Source organism: Pseudomonas lundensis, from assembly GCF_002269125.1.
GTDB classification, from domain to species: Bacteria; Pseudomonadota; Gammaproteobacteria; order Pseudomonadales; family Pseudomonadaceae; genus Aquipseudomonas; species Aquipseudomonas lundensis_A.
Genome location: NZ_NQKI01000015.1, coordinates 61,098 through 80,155, shown reverse-complemented (window position 1 = coordinate 80,155; position 19,058 = coordinate 61,098). Strand labels below are relative to the sequence as shown.

13 protein-coding genes are annotated in these 19,058 nt (G+C 57.9%); 5 read left to right on the top strand and 8 right to left on the bottom strand.

Features of this window, described 5'->3' with window-relative positions; translation table 11 throughout:
- Nucleotides 1-15: 15 nt before the first annotated feature.
- The 3 genes from CJF39_RS11630 to CJF39_RS11620 all read right to left on the bottom strand — a co-directional run bounded on the left by CJF39_RS11630 (nt 16) and on the right by CJF39_RS11620 (nt 6,535).
- Nucleotides 16-2,907: an RHS repeat domain-containing protein gene (locus CJF39_RS11630; RefSeq protein ID WP_249275352.1), complete on the bottom strand. Its 2,892-nt coding sequence runs from the start codon at nt 2,905-2,907 to the stop codon at nt 16-18.
- 85 nt (nt 2,908-2,992) lie between these two features.
- Entirely contained in the window at nt 2,993-5,971 is a 2,979-nt protein-coding gene (locus CJF39_RS11625; RefSeq protein WP_094993562.1) for an RHS repeat-associated core domain-containing protein, read from the bottom strand.
- Between the two features lie 228 nt (nt 5,972-6,199).
- Nucleotides 6,200-6,535 carry an RcnB family protein gene (locus CJF39_RS11620; protein ID WP_094993561.1) on the bottom strand — a complete coding sequence of 112 codons (336 nt, stop codon included), beginning with the start codon at nt 6,533-6,535 and terminating at the stop codon, nt 6,200-6,202.
- Between the two features lie 239 nt (nt 6,536-6,774).
- Between CJF39_RS11620 and CJF39_RS11615 the strand changes: the two genes are divergently transcribed.
- The 3 genes from CJF39_RS11615 to CJF39_RS11600 all read left to right on the top strand — a co-directional run bounded on the left by CJF39_RS11615 (nt 6,775) and on the right by CJF39_RS11600 (nt 10,619).
- Nucleotides 6,775-7,212 carry a DUF4225 domain-containing protein gene (locus CJF39_RS11615; RefSeq protein WP_094993560.1) on the top strand — a complete coding sequence of 146 codons (438 nt, stop codon included), beginning with the start codon at nt 6,775-6,777 and terminating at the stop codon, nt 7,210-7,212.
- Nucleotides 7,213-8,045: 833 nt separating this feature from the next.
- A complete protein-coding gene (locus CJF39_RS11605) occupies nt 8,046-9,212 on the top strand; it encodes a DUF1624 domain-containing protein (protein ID WP_094993558.1) in 1,167 nt (388 codons plus the stop codon).
- Nucleotides 9,213-9,266: 54 nt separating this feature from the next.
- Nucleotides 9,267-10,619: an OprD family porin gene (locus CJF39_RS11600; RefSeq protein WP_094993557.1), complete on the top strand. Its 1,353-nt coding sequence runs from the start codon at nt 9,267-9,269 to the stop codon at nt 10,617-10,619.
- Between the two features lie 50 nt (nt 10,620-10,669).
- Here the strand turns inward: CJF39_RS11600 and CJF39_RS11595 are convergent, their stop codons facing one another.
- Together CJF39_RS11595 and CJF39_RS11590 are read right to left on the bottom strand one after the other, a co-directional pair.
- The gene (locus CJF39_RS11595) at nt 10,670-11,164 is read right to left on the bottom strand and encodes a copper chaperone PCu(A)C (RefSeq protein ID WP_094993556.1); all 495 of its coding nucleotides are present in this window, start codon (nt 11,162-11,164) and stop codon (nt 10,670-10,672) included.
- Between the two features lie 27 nt (nt 11,165-11,191).
- Complete coding sequence (locus CJF39_RS11590) at nt 11,192-11,797, bottom strand: SCO family protein (RefSeq protein ID WP_094993555.1); 606 nt, start codon at nt 11,795-11,797, stop codon at nt 11,192-11,194.
- Between the two features lie 368 nt (nt 11,798-12,165).
- Here CJF39_RS11590 and CJF39_RS11580 point away from each other — a divergent pair, with 368 nt between their 5' ends.
- Nucleotides 12,166-13,692, top strand: coding sequence for an ArnT family glycosyltransferase (locus CJF39_RS11580; protein WP_094993553.1), 1,527 nt, complete (start codon nt 12,166-12,168; stop codon nt 13,690-13,692).
- A gap of 36 nt (nt 13,693-13,728) precedes the next feature.
- Here the strand turns inward: CJF39_RS11580 and CJF39_RS11575 are convergent, their stop codons facing one another.
- Complete coding sequence (locus CJF39_RS11575; RefSeq protein ID WP_094993552.1) at nt 13,729-16,206, bottom strand: UvrD-helicase domain-containing protein; 2,478 nt, start codon at nt 16,204-16,206, stop codon at nt 13,729-13,731.
- 268 nt (nt 16,207-16,474) lie between these two features.
- Between CJF39_RS11575 and CJF39_RS11570 the strand changes: the two genes are divergently transcribed.
- Nucleotides 16,475-17,170 carry a pirin family protein gene (locus CJF39_RS11570; protein ID WP_094993551.1) on the top strand — a complete coding sequence of 232 codons (696 nt, stop codon included), beginning with the start codon at nt 16,475-16,477 and terminating at the stop codon, nt 17,168-17,170.
- 63 nt (nt 17,171-17,233) lie between these two features.
- On the opposite strand, the gene CJF39_RS11565 is transcribed toward CJF39_RS11570, so the two are convergent.
- Entirely contained in the window at nt 17,234-17,770 is a 537-nt protein-coding gene (locus CJF39_RS11565; protein WP_094993550.1) for a hypothetical protein, read from the bottom strand.
- 57 nt (nt 17,771-17,827) lie between these two features.
- Nucleotides 17,828-19,012 carry a purine nucleoside transporter PunC gene (gene punC, locus CJF39_RS11560; protein WP_094993549.1) on the bottom strand — a complete coding sequence of 395 codons (1,185 nt, stop codon included), beginning with the start codon at nt 19,010-19,012 and terminating at the stop codon, nt 17,828-17,830.
- Between the last annotated feature and the right edge of the window lie 46 nt (nt 19,013-19,058).

The window sequence follows — 19,058 nt, the reverse complement described above, 5'->3', positions numbered from 1 at the left end:
GTGCAAGGCACTGGCTTAGTGCGGGTCGCGAATACCGGCAATCCGGTAACGGCGATCACCCAGATGCTCAAACATCAGTCGGTACGCGCCTCGTCTGCGGCTGCCCTGATAGCCATGTATATCGGCGGACCAGAGCAAATCAGCGTGCTGATGCCAATTCACGGCGCGGAATCGCCCTTCCAGAACATGGCTGATGGTCAGCGCAATACTGGTCCCTTCAGGCCCCTGAAGCGCAGATGCCACCGCGGTCTCATCGACACTGATCGGCGGCGCTGCTTGAACAGGTGCTGGCTTGGCCGTGACAGGCGGCTGGCGACGTGCAGCGTGGGATTTTTTTGCCGTCGGTAGCCGGCTTAAGGCGCCTGCCGCAGGGACATCAGGCGTTGTGACGGCGTGTTGAACTGTTGGCGCAGCAAGAGATGGCAGGTGACGGCTGCGAAGCAAAATACTGTGTACCCCCATTTTTCGCGATTCACGCGAGGGCGGACGCCCTGTATCGACGAGACCCTTTATCGCGCCAATGGCGCTGGCAGGCCCCACATAGCCATATATCTCGCCCCCGCTCGTGGTTTGCGCTCCCAGCGAGATACCCACTTCCTCATGCAGTGGGGCCAGCTTGCTGTAGACAAAATTGAACATCTTGACTGTTTCAGTGGCGCTCAGGTGCTGCGCTTGGGTGAACTCCAAAACCTTGGCCGTCACGGCTTGCGTAAACACGTAGAGGTCCTCCTCAGAGTGAGGTTGCTGTGAAAGACGTTCGCCTCTGAGCGCCAGCGCCAGCAGCGACGTCATCAACATGGCCCCGAGTGCGGCACCGAGGAGCGGAGCATTGTGCTGGTGCCCAATGGCTGCTCCCAACAAGGCAACCACCACGATATAAAAACCAAACGCGACGCGTCGTTCGGGCGACAAACCCTCAGCCTGCAGGCCTTGCCGGTCTATGTGGCTCATGGGGTTGTTCAGCAGCATGGCGTAGAGGTTCAAACCGTCGACAATTCCCGCAGGGTCAGGGTTGATCCACCGCAGCATCCAGGGCGCGTAATAACGCATGCCGTAATAGTAAAGACCCGTAGCGTCTCGCTCCTTGCCGCCGTAGCGCAGGGTTTTGAACGTGGCTTCAAGGGCGCTTTTTGCCGCCCACCATGCCGTGGCGCCAAAGGGATAGAACCCTTCCTGGCTGAGCAAGGCGGCCTGTTCGTCCAGTTCCAGCACGCCGCTGCCCAGATGGTCTAACAGGCTGAAGCGGATTTGCTCATCCCTCACCGCGTCAGGTAAGCCGTGCTCCCATTTAAGGGCTCTGACGTGGGTGTGACCGGCTTGCACAGCCGCCACCCATAACTGCTCGCCGGTGACGTGATTCCACTGCAGCTCCAGGCCAGGCAAATAGCGCACTTCGCTGAGGTGCATGACGCCCTTGGCCAGGCTTGCCCTGCGTTTGAGGGCACGCGCTGCCTGCCCGTCGTAGGCGTAAAATTCCTCATCATTGCCTGCGTTATCACGGCTGATCAGCGTCACGCGCTGTAACTGGTTGCGCACATTCCAGTCCATACCCTGACCGCGCACGAGCATCGTCAGGTTACCGCAAGGGTCGAACACCTCTCCCTGGGCAGCGCTCGCCATCAACTGGCTTCGATTGCTGCCAGGGGCTACCCGCATCCGCTGGGAATAACCTTGCCCGGATGAGGGGATATGCTGCATGTGCAACAGGTTCGCGCCTGCGTCGTAGTGATAATGACGCGTGTAATTGCGCCATCGGAGGTGATCTGCGCCCATCAGCATCACATCAGGCAGCAAGCGCCCTCCTGTCGGGCGCGTACTCTCACGCCCGGTGGCTTTGACCAACTGATACAAGGTGTCGTAGCTGTAGGTATTCAACGCCTGAATGCGTGAGTTGTGGGTCCAGGTCGTTGGTTGCGCGCTGTCGAGGATGCTAACGACATTCCCTACCCGGTCGTAGGTGTAGGCAAGATCCTGTAACGGCGTGCGGTGTAAGCCAGGGCGGTGCGCCGTCAAATGCTGCAAGCGGCCATCCGCCTCCGAGTAGGACGCCACCATCAGCACGCCATTTCCCGCCCGCTCGGTTGTCACTTGGCCTGCGGCGTTATAGGTCCGCTGATCCATTAAGACCGCGTGCTTGCCACTGGCCATGTGTAATTCAATCTGTGTTTGCTCTCCCGCGATACCGTACTCAAAACGTTGACGATTGCCGTGGGCATCGACCAGTGCGAGCAAGTCGCCCTGTGCGTTGTACTGCCATTGAGTGGAATAGGTGCGGGTTTCCAGTAGATCACTGCGTTGAGTCACGTCCTGCGGCCAATTGACCGCATCAGGGAAGCGCGCAAAGCAGCGGGTTTGACGCGTCGAGGCGCCCGACAAGGCGTAGCCCTCATACAGAACCACGCCTGCCGGGTCGTCGTGCCGCACCAGGCGACCACACAGATTGTGACCGTTCTTCCCGGTCCGGGTATTGGCATAAGTGAAACGTTCAGTGCAGCGAGGGTTCGGGTCGTCGCTGCGTTGTTCGTGAATGGCGGTAAGCCGGGATTGATTGTCGTACTCAAACCGTTGATGGCTGCCACGGCCATCCCAGGTGTTGAGTGGCTGGCGTGCGGTGCCAAATAGGGTGACGCGCCAGCCGCTGTCCACACTGTCGCTGCGCACAGAGTGCCCTGACAGACTCGTGAGGTGGCGCAGATTGGGCTGCGCATCACTGTTACTCACCCGCAGTGCTTGCAAGCGCGGATCCCACTGCCGGGTCAGAAACCCGGTGGCGCCATACATGGATTGGTGAATGCGGGCCTCGGGAGGTTGTTGCACCGTCAGCCGATGGTAATTGACTGTACGTACGCTCAAGCCTCTGGGGTCCAGCGCCGTCAATGACGGCGTGTATTGATGCAGATGTGCCATGGTTGCCGACCTGTTTAATGCCATAGAGCAAAAAGGCTATTACTCAGGTCGGGCTGGTAGGTGGTCACATAGTAGTGCGGGTGACTCAAGCGGCTGACGGCCGCCAAAGCCGGCCGATATTACCGAACCCGGCGCGGGCGGTTTGCAACAGTAAACCCCGCACTTCAGTCAGTGCTGACACCACGCCGCGTGCCACGCTGACCCACGTGCGCGCCCGTGCGCTCTGGGCGGCTGGGGACGCGCCGGTCACCGCGCCAGCCACGGCCTCGATGCCGACCCCGACCCAATACGTCCAGGTCTGATTGAACATTCTGCTGATACCGCCGTGCAGCGTATCCATGGCCGGCGGCAGTTGCAGCGTCTGCTGGTGAACGTCATGGCGAACCGTTCGGTGACCACTGCGCAGTAAGGTCCCTGCTGCGGCATCGTAGGCCTCAATCAGCGGGCCGATATTGGGGGTGATCGGGCCCGGCACATGGGCGGCGTACATCGCGTTGGGCACAGTCGCCACGGCATAGGCGGCAGAGGCCAGCAGCGTTCTGGGCACTCTGGCGGTCAACGGCGTTTGCCCCCAGGAAGCCGTGTCTCCCAAGCCGCGTAACACTTGCTGCACGATCTCTCTGGAAAACGCGCGAATGTGTCCCCCCAGACGCATACGGGCCACCGGGTCCCACTCCAGCTCGGTCTCTGACCCTTCGGTGAGGCCCTGCATCATAAAGCCTCGGTCAGCAGCGGCGGCCACGGCGAAACCGATCAGCGGGCTCCAGCGCCAGATGTTGCCCAGCAGGCCGCTGCTCATGTGCATCATGGCCAGCGCATCAAGCGCGGCCACGGTATTTCGCAAGGCAGTGTTCAGTGCCGCGGTTGGCTGTCGCCCCTCGAACAGCGCAACGTCGAGCCCGGCGCTCAAGGCGTTGCTGATGTAGGTCGCCAACGCGTCTCGAATAGCAGCCGAGCCTGCCAGTTGCACACGCGATCTGACCCGGTTTGCCATATGCGTGGTAATGCCGCGCAACGTGGCAAACCGGGCCTTGGGCGCCTCCACCGGGTTGCTTTGCAATCCGTCGGCATCGACACGATTGATCGGGTTGCCTCGTGCGAAGGCATAGCGATTGAGCCCATCAACGTCGCCTGCGGGGTCTGCACTGATCCAGCGCATCAACCAAGGTGCGTAGTAGCGCAAACCAAAGGCGTAAAGGCCGCTGGCATCGCGCTCTTTGCCCGAGAAACGCACGGTCTTATACGTCGCCTCTATTGCCGTGTGAGTCGCCCACCAGGCCGTCCCGCCATACGGGTAGTAGTGCTCCTGACTGAGCAGGCGTTGATCCTGATCCAGTTCCAGCGTGTGGTTACCCTGGTAATCGGCCAGGCTATAACGCACTTGCCCGTCCTGCATGCCAGTGGGTCGACCCTGTTCCCATTGCAAGATGCGCACGTTGATGAACGCGTTATTGACGACCAACACATTCAGCCATTCGCCGGTCGCCGTATCGCGTCGGATCTCCAGCCCCGGCAGATAGCGGACCTCACTCAGGTGCACGGCGTTATGTGCCCTGGAGCGGCGAGCCTTGTACACGCGTTGACCGTTACCGTCATAGCGGTAGATCTCATCATCGTTATCAGCGTCAACGCGCACGATGTGGGTTACGCCCAGAAGTTGATCGCGTGCATTCCAGTGCAGGGATTGCCCCCGCTCAAGGGCCAGTTGATTGCCTTTGTGATCAAACCCCCTGCCCCGGCCGGGCCGCTTGACCACACCTGTGACCTGGGCCACGCCATGATTACTGGTGTTCGACAGGTTCAGGTGCCGGGTGTAACCGCTGCCTTGAGTGGGGGTATGGCGCAAGCTGATGAGATTACCGGATGCGTCGTAGCGGTAATGTTGATGGTAGCCCCGGCGCCGTTGGGCACTGCCTTGGGCAAAATCCTCTTGCGGCGGGAGCGTCGCTCCCCCTGTATGCCTCGCATGCTCGCGGCCGGTCGCTTCGATCAGTTGATAGAGCGTGTCGTACGCATAGTGGGAGGAGGCCTCTATGTGCGTGTTGTCCGACCATTCAACCGGCTGTGCCCCATCGTTGACACTCACGATCAGGCCCGCTCGATCATAGGTGTAGGTCAAATCTTGAAGGACTGTACGAGGGTGGCGACTGCGCTGGGTTTTGCACCGTAACAGACGCTCATCCATCGGGTCGTAGGTCCAGGTGCTGCGCACGCCATTGCCTGCCTGCTCGGTTTCAACGTTGCCACTGGCCGTGTAACGACGCTCTTGAAGCAGCAAGCGTTGCTGGCCTTGGTTGAAGCGAATGGCCATCGACGACAGGCTGCCGTCGATGCCGTACCGGGGCAGTTGAACATTACCCTTGGCGTCATGCTGAGCCAGCAATTGGCCCAGCGCGCCATATTGCCATTGGGTCATGTAAGGAAGGGCTTCTAACGCCGCATGGGGCAGCGCCGGGGGCGGCGCATGCATCGGCGCCTGTGATAAACCTTCAATAAACCGCCGAGCTTGAGCGACAACGTTAGCGTTGATGTCATAACGCTCGAACGTCAGGACACCTGACGGGTCCTCGTGCTGCCATACACGCCCGCAGCGATTGAGGGCGGCATCGCCGGCATTGGCCCCGGCATAACTGAAGCGCTCCGTACACCGGCGCGGGCCAGGATTGGGCCCCTGCTCAAACACTGCTTTGAGGCGCATCAAGTCGTCATACTCATGGCTATGGCGTATGCCCGATGCGTCCCAGGTATCGAGGATCAGATTGCCTGCGCCTCTCCAAGTGATGCAGTGCCCGCTGTCGACATTGTCAGTGCGTAACACGCGCCCGCTGAGCGTGAATTGCGTACGCTGATTGGGCTCAGTGGTAGGGACACGTTGTCGGCGCTCATACAGACGCGGGTCCCATTGCTCGTGTAAAAAACCGGTAGCGCTGTACACCTGACGCGTTATGCGCGCCTCGGCTGTCTGTTCAGGTGAGCGCCGATGGTACGCCACCTCGCGCACCGTCAACCCCCGTGGATCTTGAGCGCCTAGTGTTGGCGTGTGGTGATGCAAGCGTTGAGGCATGATTACGGTCCTGACTGCAGATTGAAAAAAAAGTCTACAAAGCAGGCCCTTTACTCATGCCGTAGCCGGGTCTCGCATCGTCATCAAAATGCGCATCGCCCCTAGATTCGCCCTCTTCATCGGCCTGTCAGCGAATGCCCCTACGCGTACATCCGAAAACATTAACGTGCACCGCACTGCAGGCGCCAGAGAACGGGCCGCTGCAGACAGCGGCCCGCTTGCGGGGGATTACTGACTCACAACAGTGCCTTTAAGCGTACGAATTTGCTCGATCACCGAATTGGTGCGATTAACCAGCACGTAATGACCACTGAACTGCACCCATTGCGAATTTTCGCTGGGTTGCGGCAACCCCTTGGCTTTCCAGTGTTTGATGGCAAATTCTTCGCGGGTGTACTGATCGGGTGCCTTGTCCCCGCTGGTGTAGCACGTGTGATGATCCACGGATTTGGCAAGAATCGAATCGGGCTTGCAGTCACTCGCCTTGTCGTCTGCGGCCTGCGCTGCATAGGGCATTGCACATAAAAAACCGGCAATGAGTGATGCAGAAATAATGTTTCGCATGATTGACCTCTTTAAGACGCAATGGACCTATTTCCAGACCTGAACGCTCGATTGAGCACCCTGGCTGTGGGAATAGACCGTGTACGCGTGTGAGAGTGCCCTTCACCTCATGCCAATGCGTTTTTGCCCGATGCCTGTTCAGCGTCAAGCGTGCTTTCCAGAAACATGGCCAGTCCGACTTCTTGCACGTTCAAGCCTTTGCGCATTCGGTGTAGTGGTACAGAAAGGCTTTTTAAGCGCTGATACTTTGGTTTCGCGACCTACCCACTAACAGACCAGGCCAGGTTGTTCGCGAAGCCGCAGTAGGTACGCTATGTCTCGTAGCAGGTGTGCCATTGATGGCCCATGGTGCTAATAACATTTATGAAAACGGGCGCAATCTTTTAGTGGATCGATCTGATACAGAAGGTCCCGTCAGGAAGGGTTGTCAAGCAATAGCAAAGTCGGCGGGCTATGAAGACCGCGAGGGGGATTTAGCCTACAGTTCCGTTGACTTAGGCCTGTCTGTCTATGGCCTTACTCGACACTTATTAAAGCCAGGTGCCTGGCGTTTATTTAGATATGTCAGAACGGACTATGTGCGCTCTTATAAGGAAATGGGGGTTGGCGCATGGGGCCTTGAAATACAGACTGATTTCCAAACAGGAAAGCAGATCTATCAAGAGGTCAAAAAATGATTATGTGGGTTTTTCCTGCGCTGGCCGTGTGCGGCATTTTTTTTGCCTACTGTCTAAAAATACATTTTTCAGGGAGTGGCTTAAATAAAAGTAAGCTTTTTTTCTGCTTGATCTTTAATGGCTTATTTGTCGTGCCCTATATAGAGATTATTGAGAATAATTATTTCCCGTTTTTAGGGTATAGACCCGACATCATGTCAGAACACCCATTTATCGGTTGGTTGGCTTTTGCTTGCATTTTTATTCATTCCTTTTCACTGCCTGTTAAGCGGAACGTTAAATGGTTGTTTTCAAGGACGTGAACTCACACCGTATCAATTCCCATTAAGGAGGATTTTCATAGACGCGTCCTGGTTATCCTCACTGGATTACACAGTGGCTACAGCTCATCTCGTGCGACTATCACTGCATTGCTGAACAGACCGCGCACTAGGGTCTGTACGAAATGTTTTCGAGCGAAGGTTAGGCAAGGCGAAAACTGGCGAGGAAGCGGAGTTTACGGGGTGTAAATGAGCATTCCGAGCCTGTTTTCAACGCGGCATAACCGAGCGCAGATACAATTCGTACAGAGCCTAAGGCTTCCAGAACTTCCCAGGGCATCGTCATGCACAGTTGCCTCCTGACAAGGCGTAAATCGCCATTGGTGGGATGCGTCCTGTCACGGGTGTCAGCGCAAATCCACACGTCCTTATAAACCGCAGGCAACCCGAGGGTATTCATGCGGCACAAGACAGCGGAGGGTATTCAACCAAGCAGTGGATGTTATAAGGTAACCATTGGTGCAGGTATTAACCTGCTGCCATTCCGACTAATCCTTGCTTGCGATCCTTTCAATGCCCCACTCGTCCCCTGTTGCGCCGCTCCAGTCACAACGCTTGCTGTCCATCGACGCCCTGCGCGGTCTGGTGATTCTGTTCATGCTGCTGGACCATGTGCGTGAAACGTTCTTCCTGCACCGCCAAGTGGCCGATCCGATGGCGATCGACAGCACCGACCCCGCACTTTTTATCAGCCGCACCCTCGCCCACCTCTGCGCACCGGTCTTTGTGTTGCTGACGGGGCTGTCGGCCTGGTTGTACGGGGAGAAATACCACGGTAAAGCCGATGTTGCGGCGTTTCTGTTCAAGCGTGGTCTGTTTCTGGTGGTACTTGAATTCACGCTGGTCAACTTCGCCTGGACCTTTCAACTCCCGCCCACTGTGATCTACATGCAAGTGATTTGGGCCATTGGCGTGAGCATGATCGCGCTCTCGGTGCTGGTCTGGCTGCCCCGCCCTGCACTGTTTGCAGCAGCGCTGGTGATTGTGGCCGGGCACAACTTGCTGGACAGCCTTCATTTCCCTCAAGGGTCATTTCTGCATGTGCCGTGGGCGATCCTGCATGACCGAGGCTGGATCGACTTCTCGGGCAGCCTGCGCCTGCGCACGTCGTACCCCGTGTTGCCGTGGATCGGTGTGATTGCGCTGGGTTACTGCATCGGCCCATGGTTTTCGCGTGGCGCCTCAGCCCACGTGCGTCAACGCAATTTGTTGCGCGCTGGCGTGGGGTGCTTACTGGGTTTCCTCGTCCTGCGCCTGTTCAATGGCTATGGCGAAGCACCCTGGGTCCATTACGAGCAGCTGTCACACAGCGTCATGAGCTTTTTCAATATCACCAAATACCCGCCTTCGTTGCTGTTCCTGACACTGACCCTCGGTGTTGGGTTGCTGCTGTTGCTGGCCTTTGAACGCGCGCAACAAAGCCGCTGGATCAGCACGCTGGCGGTGTTTGGCGCGGCGCCGATGTTTTTTTACCTGCTGCACCTGTACGTGCTTAAAGTGCTGTACTTGCTCAGCAGTGCCGTGTTCGGGCTCAATCAGGGTGCATGGTTCGGGTTCGATCACATCAGTGCCATCTGGCTGACCGCCATCGCACTCACCGTCGCACTGTATTGGCCGGTGCGCTGGTTTGCAGGGCTCAAGGCACGTCGCCGCGACATCACCTGGCTCAAGTATTTTTGAGGGCGCGAAGAGCCTGCGCGTGAGCACCCTTTGAACGGTTTATGGATAAATGACATGCAACGTAATTCAGTGCTACGCAACCGATCAGCGTGGCTGATTGCACTGGTCAGCCCTTTGGCTATGGCCGAGTCGGCCCAATCGCAAAGCCAGGGGGTTATCGAGGACAGCACCTGGAGCGTGGTTAACCGCACGGTTTATGACAGCCGCGAATACCGGCATGGCGCGCGCAACAGCGGTTCACGTAATGCCTACAAATCCCGGTATGCGCGTAATGGCTATGCCGAGGAATGGGCCTACGGGCTGATGAGCTCCCTGCAATCGGGATTCACCCAAGGGCTGATAGGTGTCGGCGTCGATGCTCACGCGTACCTGGGGGTCAAACTCGACAGTGGCGGCGGACGTGCGGGTAAAGCCCGCTTGCTGGGGCTGGATAACGAAGGCTATCCCAAGAACGACTTTAGTCGCGGCGGGGCCGCGTTGAAGCTGCGCCTGTCCAATACCGTCGTGTCATGGGGCGAACAGCGGGTCAAAACGCCGGTGTTCAGCTCTTCAGACAGCCGCCTGCTGCCCGAAACAGCAACCGGGGTGTTTCTCAGCAGCAGTGAATGGGAGAACGTGAGGATGGTCGGCGGGCATTTCACTGAAAGTACCGACCGTAATGCCAGCAGTCATCATCAGGGGTTCGTGGTCAATTACTCCAATGCGATCAAGGGCAATGCATTCGACCTCGCCGGGGTGGTCTATACCCCTAGCAAACAAGTGAGCACCAGCGTGTATACCTCGCGTTATGAGGACACCTGGAACCAGCAGTACCTGGGGGTTATCGTCAGCCAGCCCCTCGATGAACAGCGCGCACTGGCGTTCAATTTCAATCTGTACCGCACGACCGACACAGGCAAAGCCCTGTCCGGCGCCCTGGACAACACCACCTGGAGCCTGTTGTCCAGCTACTCAAACGGGGCGCACCGCTTCAGCCTCGGGTATCAAAAGGTGCATGGCGATACACCGTTTGACTATGTGACCCGCGGCGCGATCTTTATCACCAATGCTGTGCAATTATCTGACTTCAATGCGCCGAATGAGCAGTCCTGGCAACTGCGCTACGACCTGGACATGTCGCCGTGGCACCTGCCGGGCCTGATGCTCAGCGCTGCGTATGTTCGGGGCAGCGACATTGACGGCAGCCACGTCGACCCGCGTGGCGGTTACGCCTATCTGGGCTATGGCAAAGACGGGAAACACTGGGAGCGGGATCTTGAGGCGCGCTATGTGGTGCAGAGCGGCGTCGCCAAAGGCGCAGTGGTGTCACTGCGCCATAACGTACACCGCGGTAACACCGCGCAAGCAGAACTGGATACGGATCAGATCCGCCTGGCCCTCGAGTATCCCCTCAGCGGGCGTTTCTGAAGCTTCACGGGCAACAACCGCACGCTGTCATCGCCCGACCCAGCCGTCTATCAGTGCATGTTGCCGTGGTCATGCATGGCGTCGTGACCGTGCATGCCCTTGTGGTTCATCGGCATGCTATTCAATGCCCGGGCTTTGGCCTGCACCTCAATGGACGCTTTGGTGCCCTGTGTATCTTCAACCGTCAGCGTGAGCGGAACGGTATCGCCTTCTTTGATTTGACCTTTCAGGTCAATGAGCATGACGTGATAGGCCTCGGGCTTGAGCTCCACGGTCTGGCCAGCTGGCAAGTTAATGGCCTCCACCGGGCCCATGCTCATCACGTCGCCATTCATGCTCATCTGGTGGATCTGCACGGTCTTGGCGACGGGGGACGTGACGGCCAGCAGCTTACTGTCTGTAGTCGAGGTGATGCGCATAAACGCACCGCTTGACGGCTGCCCCGGCACGGTGGCGCGCACCCACGCATCATCCACAGTGGTTTGGGCCGAGACATGCAGGCTCATGCCCAGCAACGACAACATCAGGTACTTGACGGGTTTCATAGTGTTGGCTCTCAAAGGTGCGTTGAATCAGCAGACGGACATCACGGTAAGCAAATCTTCGGTGCACTGCTTGGCCGACAACGAAGGTGAAAGCCCCAGGCGCAGCACGCCCCGTGAGTCAAAGACAAAACTGGTGGCGGTGTGCGACAGCGTGTAAGTAGCGCCGCTCGGCACCTTCTCGTAGAAGACTTTGAACTCCTTGGCCGTGGCGGCTGTTTCTTCCAGCGTGCCGGACAACGCCATGAAGGTCGGGTCGAAGGCCTTGACGTAGGCATCCAGCACCGCCGGGGTATCACGCTCAGGGTCCAGGGTGATGAACACCACCTGCAGCCGGTCGCCGTCCGGGCCCATCATCTTCTTGATTTGCGCCGCCCGCGCCAGTGCGGTAGGGCACACGGCCGGGCACTGGGTGAAACCGAAGAAAATCATCGGCATCATGCCGCGAAAGCTGCCTAGCATCACGTCGTTGCCTTGAGCATCGTGGAGCTTGAACTTGCGCCCCAGAATCTCGTTGCTTAAATCCTTACCGTACTTGTACGACAAGCCACTGCCGGGGTCGCATCCGGCAAGTACGCCCAGACTGAGCAAGCCCAGGCCCTGAACAACACGGCGGCGAGTCAGTAAATCATTCATGTGAAGGTTCCTTTGGCGCACGACAGATCACCGATTCAAACCACGAACCGGTGAAATTCGGCGTTTTGGCGTTACAACAGAGGATCGATATCAGGGTGACGAGTTTCATGGGCGCAGAATTTACCACTCTCAGCCCTCGGGAGCACGTGGCGTTAGACAAGAGGTGGCAATGCAATGGCATTGATGCCTGCCGGACGCACATTTTTTTCACGTCAATTTCATACCCGGCACGCCATTGTGCGCGCAGCCCGGGAGGACGTTCATGCAACCGATTCAGCGATGCGTCAGGTTCTGCCGTTTCGCATCGATCGCGGCCAAACGACGCACCTGTCAGCGGCGATTTTCATCAGGATTGAGTCCGGAGTGCGATGAACCACAGCAAACACACGTTTCAGGCCTTAACACCCCTGTTGCTACTGCTGGTGACGACCGCATTACTGCTGTTGCTGGGGCTAGGTGCGCGCGAACTCTGGGGCCCTGAAACCCGGTGGGCCACTATCGCTTTGCAAATGCTACAAAGCGGCGACTACCTTGATCCCTACCTCAAGGGCACGCCTTACTACGATAAGCCATTGCCCTCTTACTGGCTGATCACGGCCACTGCGGGCGTACTGGGGCGCCTGGATCACTGGGCGTTGCGTCTGCCTGCAGTGATTGCCGCCTGGTCAAGCGTGTGGTTGCTGTATTTGATCGGTGAACGCCTGTTCCGCAAAGGCACAGGGCTGATTGCCGGCTGGATGCTGGCCACAACCTTTTATTTTCTGTTTTGGGCACGCGTGGCCACAGCCGACATCCTCACCGTCTGTGGGGTGCTGGCTGCTGTGTGGTGGTATTGGCGCGCACCCGATGACACGCGCTTGAGCCGTTACTGCGTATTTTTTTTGTTGCTGGCCCTGACGTCGCTGTTCAAGGGGCTGATTGGCTTCATCTTGCCGGGGCTGCTGTTATTGCCGCATCTACTGGGCGAGCAACGCTGGAAGCGCCATTTCAATCTGCGCTTGTGTGCCGCCCTGTTGCCGGCCGCGGCGATGTACATGCTGCCGTTCATGCTTTCTCACCTGTATGGCGCGCCGACCTACGGCGAAAGCGGCCTGGGGCTCGTTCTGCGGGAAAATGTGGTGCGTTTTTTCCAGCCTTTCGACAACGTTGGACCGATTTATACCTACCTGATTTATTTGCCGGTCTACACCTTGCCCTGGGCACCCTTCTGGATGATCGGCGCGTGGGTGGCCGTGCGCCACTGGCGGCAGATTGAACCCGAAGCCCGCTGGCTGGTGGCAGGGCTGGGCTTGCTGTTTCTGTTCTTCACGGCCAGCGGCAGCCGCCGCAGTTATTACGTGTTACCGCTGGTGCCCTTCGCACAGCTGCTGGCCGCCTGGTGGGTGACCCGCAGGCTGGCGCATGGCAAGGGCCAATGGCGGCGCTGGGGCATGGCATTTGCAGGCACGTCTATCCTCATGCTGGCCGTGCTGGGCGTGGTTTACCCGTGGACTAACAGCGGGGGTGGGATCATGCAGTTTGGCGCTGATGTCAAAACAGCGGCAAGTTACCAAGCCCCCTGGGAGAAATGGCGCATGGTGATGGTCGACGTCGACAACAAACTGCCCTTGTATGTGCAGAACGATGGTGCGCCGTTCTATTTCATTGGGGGCGCGGCGGATTACCCCCACGACGGCAGCAGCGCTGATTTCATGGCCTGGCTCGACCACTCCAGCGGCCAGCACTTTGACCCCAGGCGCACCCTGATTTTCGTTCAGCACGGTCATGGCAAACCCCTGCCGCTGAGCTTCTTACAGGCCGACCATCAAACCGTTACGAGCCAGCCCAACATGGGGCAGCGACTGCTTCATCAGCACGGCGATGAAAGCGTGGCGTACGTGCCTGTGTCGCCTTGAGGCAGCATGGCACGTTGCCCGGCAGCGGGTTAAGACTCAACGCGAAGCGTCAACGCCAAGCCCTCGCAGATCTTCAAAGAATGCCTTGCCCTTGGGCACTCGATCAGAGGCTTTGGGGATCGCCGGCCCTTGCGCCTCCTTACTCTCCACGTACCAGTAACAATGCGTGATCGCCCGTGTAATACCGACGTAAGCCAAGCGCAGCACTTCATCTTTTTGCGCGGTGTCGTAGGCCTCGGGGTCGCCTTCATTTCCCAGGCCCGCCATGCGGTAGACCTGATTTTTGTAGGGCGATGAGGTCAGGTGCTGACAGTCTCCAAGCAGAAACACAGCATCGGCTTGCAAGCCTTTTGCGCTATGGAACGTCAATTGTCTCAGCCTGCGCGCTTCAGGTGGCAATCTAGAATCCACATTAACAATCGACTGAATATCCTTTTCAATCAGTGCCTTATCGCTGCTTTTTCGAAACAGCATTAATACCCGATCACCTGCGTTGTAATGCTCGGTCAATTTCGCCACCAAAGCGGCATCGTCCCTGTCCAGTACTTGGACGGGGACCAGCGGTTTAGCTTCGCCACAGGCCTTGGCCCGTTTACCCGGTATGGAAGGCGCGGCACGGACGATATGTTCTGCGGCATCAATGATGTGCTGCTGGCTACGGAAGTTGTCACTGAGCATGACCCGCGTCGTGGACGGCGAGACAAACGTTTTGTCGAAGGCCATGAAGTATGTGGGCGAACTGCCCCGCCAGCCGTAGATCGATTGCCAGTCATCGCCCACACACAACAAGGAAGAGCGTTGCGCAGCCCGCCCCACGTGCATGGCGGGGCCACGGCTGCGAATTTCGCGCAGGCTGGCGCGCAACCACGAAACGATTTGCGGCGAGACATCCTGAAACTCATCGATCATCACGTGCGACAACGGACGCAACTGCTCGTGGCTGAGCAGTTTGAAATTCTGCGCGGTGTGCTCCCCGAACAATGAAAACATGCGGTTGTAGGTCATGACCGGAGGCGTTTGCGCCAGCAGATGGCTTTCGAGCGCGCGCCAGAACAGGCTCAGCGCCTCGAAGAAAAAGCGGTCAGGGTCGTCTTTGGCAAACCGCATGTCGCCCACGGCAGATGCGACGTCCAGCCCCAGGTTCTCGATAAAGCTGGCGGCGGTCACAAAACAGTCAAGGAGCGGCGCCGGACTCAGTTCACCCTTGAGCTTGTATTCAACGCCTGGCCCGGCGCTGGTGTCCCCGGACAACGTGGACAATACGCGTCTGGATTGATCGTAAGATTCGAGCCATATCAAGGGCTTATCGCAGAAAGCTCGAAACAGCGTTCGCTTGACTGCCCATTCTGCACGCACGCTCAATTTGGCATTGGGCCTGCAAATCTGAGGATTTTCACGGGGATCGAAACCCAGCACCACCCACGCATCCAGTTGCGCAATGTAACCGTGGCAATGGAACGTCGAACCGTTGATGGTTACTGTTTCACGGCTCGGCTCGATGCCTTGAATCGGCCAGGCACCGGCGGCAAACCACAAGTCTTCGAGGGTGTCGCACAGTTCCTCATCACGCTTGGCCGCCAATTCTGTCACCGCCATGCGTTTTTGCACGTCCGGATGATCCCGCTCCAGTTCTTTGAGCTGCAACGCATGCCGGCACAACGCGCCCATCGTCTCGCGAAAACGCTCATTTTGGCTGTACAGGCCGTGATAGCAGGCATTCAGCTGTTGGCGTTGAGCATCATTGATACGCAAATCAAACGGGTTGCTGTCGGCGTCATCATCGCTAGTGCCTCGGTTGCTGAGGGTTTCGAAGGCCTGCAGCTGCGCGTAACCCGGCAGGCTGCGCACCATCGGCAAGATCCGCGAGTGGAAGGTGCGCACCACCTCCCGGGCTTCCTTGAGGCTAAGCGTGCGCCCCCATAAGGCGAAGATTTCCTGCAGTTTGGCGATGAAATCCTTGCGCGATTCGCGGGTGAAAGTCACCACCGTCATGGAGCTCAATTCAAAACCGAGGTAGTGACTGAGCAGCAAAATGCGCAGTACCAGTGACGTCGATTTGCCCGCCCCGGCGCCTGCCACCACGGATGTGGAAGGTGTGTCGCTGAAGATCATCTTCCACTGCGCCGCGCTGGGCTGTGCAGAGGCCGATAGCCGCGCCGAGACATCGGCTTTGATCTGCTTTTTCAGTTCCGCGCCCAACGGCAGCCGCCAGTCATCGAACAGGTTGTCATCGATGCCCGGGGCACGCAGCACGTGCGAGCGGGTGTCATTGATAAACAGCACCTGACGGCCTTCTTCCAACCCGTCTGAATGCCCCTCTTCATAGCCGTAATCCACACCGGCACTGTGCCCGCTGCGAAAACCGTCCGCCTGCCCCTGCAGCCAGGACGCAGCATGTTGGGCGCGCAAGCGACTTAAACCGCTGCCAAACAGGCGTGCTGCCAGACGCTTGAGCAGCGGCAGTTGAGTGACCGGGGAAAGGGGTTCGGGCAAATCTGATGTGTGTTGCGGCACGCTGACTCCAGGGTGTGAGGCTGTCCGGGCGGATGGGCTATGGTCGCTCCATTGCGCCGGGAGTTCTAGTAATTGCTTGAGCATCAGCTGTTTAGCAGCCGTTTCGACCATCAAGGTTGAAGATTGCGCGTCGATAAGTATCGATTTAATTGATTGGTTTTACGTATTTTTTAAACTTTTTATCGATGATTCAGAGGCGCACACTTTCTCCATTCTCATTCGGGACACCGTTCATTCCCCCCCGACTGACCAGAACAGGAGAGGCATCATGCTTGAACTCAGACCCTTCAACACTTTGGGCGGCGCTCACCACGGCTGGTTGGATGCGCACCACCACTTTTCGTTCGCCGAGTACTACGACCCGCAGCGTATGGGATGGGGCAATCTACGGGTATGGAATGACGACATCATTGCGCCCGGTACCGGTTTCCCGAAGCACCCCCATCGCGACATGGAGATCATCACGTATGTGCGTGAAGGGGCCATCAGCCACGAAGACAACCTGGGTAATAAAGGCCGTACTGAAGCGGGCGATGTACAGGTCATGAGCGCCGGCACCGGTATAGCCCACAGCGAATACAACCTGGAGTCGACAGCAACAAAGATTTTCCAGATCTGGATTATGCCGAATCAGGCCGGGGACCCGCCTTCATGGGGTGCCAAGCCGTTCCCTAAAGGCCAGCGTGAAGGCTTTGTGACATTGGCCAGCGGTAAGGACGGGGATCAGGAAAGTTTGCGCATTCGCGCCGACGCCCGATTGGTGGCGGCCAACCTGAAAGCAGGTGAAACCGCGGAGTATCAGCTCGATCAGGGGCGACGCGCTTATCTGGTTCCTGCCACCGGCCTGATTGAGGTCAACGGGTTGCAGGCCAGCGCACGGGATGGTGTTGCGATCGTCGATGAGCGCGTGCTGCGGGTAACGGCACTCGAAGACAGTGAGATTGTGCTGGTCGATGTGGCCTGAACAGGGTTACTCACAGGCCGTATGCCCACCCGGAACTACGGCCTCTTCTGCGCGCGCGGTGTATCAGGTCAAAGGGTTATCAATCTGGATATACAGCGAGAAGGCCCCTAGCACCATCCAGAAGATGGCAAACAGCCACGGGGAACGCACTGAAAACATCAATGATTTCTTGTACCCCTTGTGGGTGGATTCCATTTCGCAGAACAGCGGCGACTCGTCGTACGCCATCCCCATTTGCGGTTCACTGCTCAGCAGCTCACTTTGTTTGAAATGCCAATGGTCAATGATGTCGTACGCTGCGCGAATGCCCGGCCAGGCATTCAATGAAATCATCAGCCCCAGCACAGCCAGTAGCGGCGGCACGGTCAGGGTGAAAAACTTGCCCCACTCCGGGTTCAGGTTGGCCATGCACGATGCAAATGCAATCACCAGAAATGACTGGGCGGCCAGATAGGCGTCCGTTCGATGGGACAGGATGCTGGTTTCGTACTGTATTTCACGCCGGTAAAAATCCAGCCGGTCCTTGGGTGATCCGAACATTTTCGCATCATGTTCGGAATGCACCTGTTCAGGGGTTTCAGGGGTAATGATCTGGGTCATCCAACACGCTCACAGTGCAACTCGATGAGGTTTGGATGCCCCCGTTCGCGACAAAGTTCAGCGCGTTGCAAGACGTTCGGCAGTGGCCCTGCGGCGTTGGATCAGGTAACCGAGCACCGCCACGGGCGCCGAAGCCAGCATCACCTCCACCGTAATGTCCAGCGGGTGACTGATGTACGCCGATACCACCAGGCTACCGAGAAAACACAACCCCAACTGCAGGGTGTTTTGTAGCGCTGCGGCCTTGCCGGAGTTTTCCGAAAATGGAAGCAGTGCATTGGCCACCACAATCGGGTAACTCGCGCCGTTCACCAGTGCCATCAGGCAAAACGGGATCAGCAATGTGGCCAATGTGGGTTGAGTCTGTGTCGCCACCACGTACAGCCCCACCATGCTTGCGCAGTAAGCCAACAGCAGCCATGGCAGCAAAGTGCGGCCTTTGATGTGTTGCAACGCGCTGCGGCAACTGTAGCCGCCGATCAAAAAGGCCAGCGTCGGGAAGGCGTAACTCAGGCCAATGTCATTCGGGCTGTAGCCCATGTCGCCCAAAATGAAAGGCGATGCCGTCAGCCAGGCAAAGAAACTCGCGGAACAGGCTGCAAATATCATCACGTTGCCGCTAAACGTTGATGAGCTGAGCAGTTGCCAGTAACTCACGCGCACGATGTTGTGTTGCTCAAGGCGCGGGCGCACTTTCTCTTTGAGCAATAACGTGGGCAGCAACAGCATCACGGCGATGCCAAACAGAACAGTGAAGATCGCCTGCCAGCCCAAGTGATTAAGTACCAGCGCGCCCAATAAGGGCGCCAGCGCCGGAGACAGGCCCATCAACGGCATGATGCCTGCGAATACGCGGTTGGCTTTGTCGGCCGGGTAGCGGTCGATCACCAGTGCTTGCCAGGTAACCGCCGCGGCGCAGATGCCGATGGCCTGAATAAAGCGCAGGCTTAGCAGCCACACAGCATCGTTGACCCAAAGCATGCCCAGACAGCCCAGGGCAAACATCGTCAGCCCGGCCAGTAACACGGGTTTTCGTCCCAGCCGGTCCGACAAAGGCCCCCACAACAATTGGCCCACGGCAAAGCCGGCGAGAAAAATACTTAAACTGGCGCCGACAGCGCCTGCGGACAATTGCAGTTCAGCGCGCAATGTGCCGAATGCCGGCAGGTACATGTCCATGGCCAGATAACCCAGCATGCTGAGCCCGGCCAGATAAAGCGTGAATCCCAACGAGTTTTTCATGTGCACCTAATACTTCCCATCAAACAATTTGTTGACTGGCGCGCAT